Origin of the sequence: Streptomyces sp. NPDC048612 (assembly GCF_043199295.1) — a bacterium.
Classification (GTDB): domain Bacteria; phylum Actinomycetota; class Actinomycetes; order Streptomycetales; family Streptomycetaceae; genus Streptomyces.
Map to the genome: position 1 here is coordinate 1 of NZ_JBICVV010000060.1, position 4,494 is coordinate 4,494.

General features: G+C 71.7%; 1 protein-coding gene. It reads left to right on the plus strand.

Translation table 11 applies throughout. From position 1 onward, the window contains the following. A partial coding sequence (locus ACGFN2_RS35850; RefSeq protein WP_393367172.1) for a type I polyketide synthase occupies positions 1 to 4,494 on the plus strand: 4,494 nt, incomplete at both ends.

Sequence of the window (4,494 nt, forward strand, 5' to 3'; positions counted from 1 at the left end):
CTACACCCACGGCATCCCCCTCCACACCCCCACCACCACACCACCCCACCCCAACCTCCCCACCTACCCCTTCCAAGGCCACCACCACTGGCTGAGCAGCGTTCCGACCGGTGGCGACCCGGAGTCGGTGGGACAGCGGCTGGTCACGCATCCCTTGCTGGGGGCGGCGATTCACCCGGCGGACGCGGACGGTCTGGTGCTGACCGGTCGGGTGTCCCTGTCGACGCATCCCTGGCTCACCGATCACGAGGTGCGTGACACCGTCCTCTTCCCCGGCACCGCCTTCGTCGAGACGGCGATCCGCGCCGGGGACGAGGTCGGCTGCTCCGTGCTGGAGGAGCTGGTGCTGGAAGCCCCGATGGTCCTGGCCGCTGAGGAAGCGGTGAGTCTCCAGATCACGGTGGGCGCGCCGGATGCGTCGGGACGGCGCGCGGTGAGCATCCACTCCGCACCGCAGGACGCTGCGGAGACCGCCGCCGGGGAAGACCCCGTGTGGCTGCGGCACGCGAGCGGATTCCTGCGGCCGGACGAGCCGGACACGGCGGACCCGGCGCACACAGCGGAGGCCCTGACCCCGTGGCCGCCCCGGGGTGCGGAAGCCGTGCCCGTGGAGGGAGCCTACGAACGGCTGCGTGTCGCGGGCTATGGATACGGCCCGCTCTTTCGGGGACTGCGGGCCATGTGGCGCCGCGGCGGCGAGGTGTTCGCCGAGGTCACGCTCGCGGAGGAGAGTCCCTCGGCGGACTGGGGCGTGCATCCGGGGCTGCTGGACTCGGCCCTGCATCCAGACATCCTCGACAATCTGGTGGACGCCGGCTCCGAAGGGCTGCGCCTGCCCTTTTCCTGGCACTCGGTGCGGCTGTTCGCATCGGGAGCGACCGCGCTGCGGGTTCGTCTGACGTCGGGCGCGGAAGGCGTGTCGCTGTTCGCCGTGGACCCGGCGGGGCAGCCCGTCCTCTCCGTCGCGGCGATGAACACTCGGCCGGTGACGGACGGGACGGAGGCGCCGGTCGTCCAGCTGATCCGGCAGTCGCTCTTCCGGACGGACTGGACACCGCTTTCGCCGACGCCGTCAGCGGTCCCCGCGACCGGACACTGGTCCGTGGTGAGACCCGATGCGGAGGAACTGGCCGGCGCGCTGCGGGCCGCGGGCATCGACGCACAGGGCCATGAGCGGCTGCAGGACGTGCCGAGGACGGCGGACGGCGCACGGCCCGATGATGAGGCACCGGCCACCGACGTGGTACTCCTCTCCTTCCCACCCGTGCAAGGAGGTGCCGCCGCGCCGGCCGAAGCGGCCCGCACGGCCGTGCACCGGGCCCTGTCCGGTATCCAGGCCTGGCTGGACGACGCTCGTTTCGAGGCGACCCATCTGGTCGTGGCCACCCGCGGGGCGGTCGCGGCGGGCCCCGACGCCGAGGTCTTCGACCTCGCCGGCGCTCCGCTGTGGGGACTGGTGCGGTCGGCCCAGGCCGAGCATCCGGGGCGTATCACCCTGGTCGACCTGGAACCCGGTACGGAACCCGCCCGCACCGCGGCTTCTGACACGGACGCCGCAGCTGTGCTGGCAGCCGTGGCCGCGGGCGAGCCCCAACTCGCGGTACGCGCAGGCACATTCCTGCTTCCCCGGCTGACGCATGCCTCCGAGCCGGCGGTACGCCCGGATGCGGGGCTCGATCCCGAAGGGGTCGTCGTCGTGACCGGCGGCACCGGCGGGCTCGGGAAGATCCTGGCCACCCATCTGGTCACCGCGCACGGTGCACGCCATTTGCTGTTGCTGAGCAGGAGCGGCCCGGACGCGCCGGGCGCCGCCGCATTGGAAGCGGAACTGGCCTCGTACGGGGCGAGCGTCTCGATCGTGGCGTGCGACGTGGCCGACCGTGCGGCGCTCGCCGCAGTGCTCGGCAGCCTGGACCGCCCGCTCACCGCCGTGATGCACACGGCGGGCGTACTGGACGATGCCATGCTTCCGGCGTTGACGTCGCAGCGGATGGACACCGTGATGCGGCCCAAGGTCGATGCAGCGGTGCATCTGCACGAGCTGACCCGGGATGCGAACCTGGCGCAGTTCGTGCTTTTCTCCTCGGTCGCCGGCGTCCTCGGCGGGCCGGGCCAGGCCAACTACGCAGCGGCCAACGCCTACCTCGACGCCCTCGGCCTGCACCGTCGTGCCCTCGGCCTGCCGGCCACGACGGTGGCCTGGGGGCTGTGGGAGGACGGCGGACTGACCGCCCACCTGGGCAACACCGAGCTGCGTCGGATCGCACGCAATGGTGTACGGGCCCTGTCGGCCGAGCAGGGGGCGGCACTGTTCGACGCCGCACTCGCCCGCGAGGGGGCGGCCTTCGTGGCCGCACGACTTGATTTCGGGACGCTACGCCGACGCTCCGGCCCCGTTCCCCCCTTGCTGCGGGATCTCGTACGGACCCCTGCCAGGCGTACGGCGGCCGGGGGCGCCGGGCCGGCTGAGGGGGTCGCCGGGGAGTGGCTGGCGGGGCTGTCGACGGCGGAGGCGGAGCGGGCGCTACTCGATCTGGTCCGCACTCATGCCGCGACGGTCCTGGGACACGAGTCCGTGGCGGAGATGCCGTCCGACGGTGTCTTCAAGGACCTCGGGTTCGACTCGCTGACCGCAGTGGAGCTGCGCAACCGCCTCAACGACCGCACCGGTTTGCGGCTCGCCCCGACGGTGATCTTCGACCATCCGACGGTCGAAAGCCTCGCCGCGCACCTGCTGGAAACCTGGAGCGGGACCTCCTCGTCCACGGCGGTGCCCGTACGGGCACTGCCGGCCGGGTCGGACGACGAAGACATGATCGCGATCGTCGCCATGGGCTGCCGCTATCCCGGGGGCGTCGCCTCGCCGCAAGGGCTGTGGGACCTGGTGGCCTCGGGGACCGACGCCGTGACCGATTTCCCCTCCGACCGGGGCTGGGACTTGGACGGCCTCTACGACCCGGACCCCGACAAGCCCGGCACCTCCTATGCGCGTCAGGGCGCGTTCCTGGACGAGGCGGGTCGGTTCGACGCCGCGTTCTTCGGGATCTCGCCGCGGGAGGCACTGGCGATGGACCCGCAGCAGCGGCTGCTGCTGGAGACATCCTGGGAGACCCTCGAACGCGCGGGCATCGAGCCGAGGTCCTTGAAGGGCAGCGCGACCGGTGTCTTCGTCGGGGCGCTACCGCAGGAGTACGGCTCCACCCTGCTGCACGAGGCGCCGGCGGGCCTGGACGGCGCGCTGTTGACGGGCAACGCGCTCAGCCTGGCCTCGGGCCGGTTGTCCTACTTCCTGGGTCTGCAAGGTCCTGCGCTCACGGTGGACACGGCGTGTTCCTCCTCCCTGGTCGCTCTGCACCTGGCGGCGCAGTCACTGCGGCAGGGTGAGTGCACCCTGGCACTCGCCGGCGGGGTGACCGTCCTGGCGACGCCGGGCACCTTCACCGCGTTCAGCACCCAACGCGCCATGTCCCCCGACGGCCGGTGCAAGCCGTTCGCTGAAGCGGCGGACGGCACCGGCTGGGGTGAGGGCGTGGGGTTGGTGCTGCTGGAGCGGTTGTCCGACGCCCGGCGCAACGGGCACCCGGTCCTGGCCGTCATCCGTGGTTCCGCGGTCAATCAGGACGGCGCCTCCAACGGCCTGACCGCCCCCAACGGCCTCGCCCAGCAGCGAGTCATCCGCACCGCACTCGCCCAGGCCGGCCTGTCAGCCGCAGATGTCGACGCCGTCGAGGCGCACGGGACGGGGACCACGCTGGGTGATCCGATCGAGGCCCAGGCGTTGCTGGCGACGTACGGCCAGGACCGGCCGGAGGACCGGCCGTTGTGGCTCGGCTCGGTGAAGTCCAACATCGGTCACACCCAGGCCGCCGCCGGGGTGGCCGGCGTGATCAAGATGGTGCAGGCCATGCGCCACGGCCTGCTCCCCCGCACCCTCCACGTCGACGCGCCGTCCCCGCACGTCGACTGGACCACCGGGTCCGTGGCGCTGCTCACCGAGCAAGAGCCCTGGTCGGCTGCGCACGGACGCCGTAGGGCCGGTGTGTCCTCCTTCGGCATCAGCGGGACCAACGCCCATCTGATCCTTGAGGAGTCACCGGACGGGCCCGGCCAGAACACCAGCAACGACACACAGCCAACAGAGAGCGATGCCACCGCCCTGCCGCTGGTGATCTCAGCACACGATCAACAAGCACTTCACGCACAAGCCGAGCAACTCGCCGCCTTCCTCGACCACCACCCCCACACCCCCCTCCACGACATCACCCGCACCCTCGCAAACCGCACCGTCTTCGACCACCGCGCAGCCGTCACCGGCACCACCCACCACGAACTCACCACCGCACTACGCCACCTCGCCACCGACACCCCCCATCCCCACACCCACACCCACACCGGCCCACCCCTCACCGACCCCGTCTTCGTCTTCCCCGGCCAAGGCAGCCAATGGCAAGGCATGGCCACCGACCTCCTCAACACCAACCCCACCTTCACCCA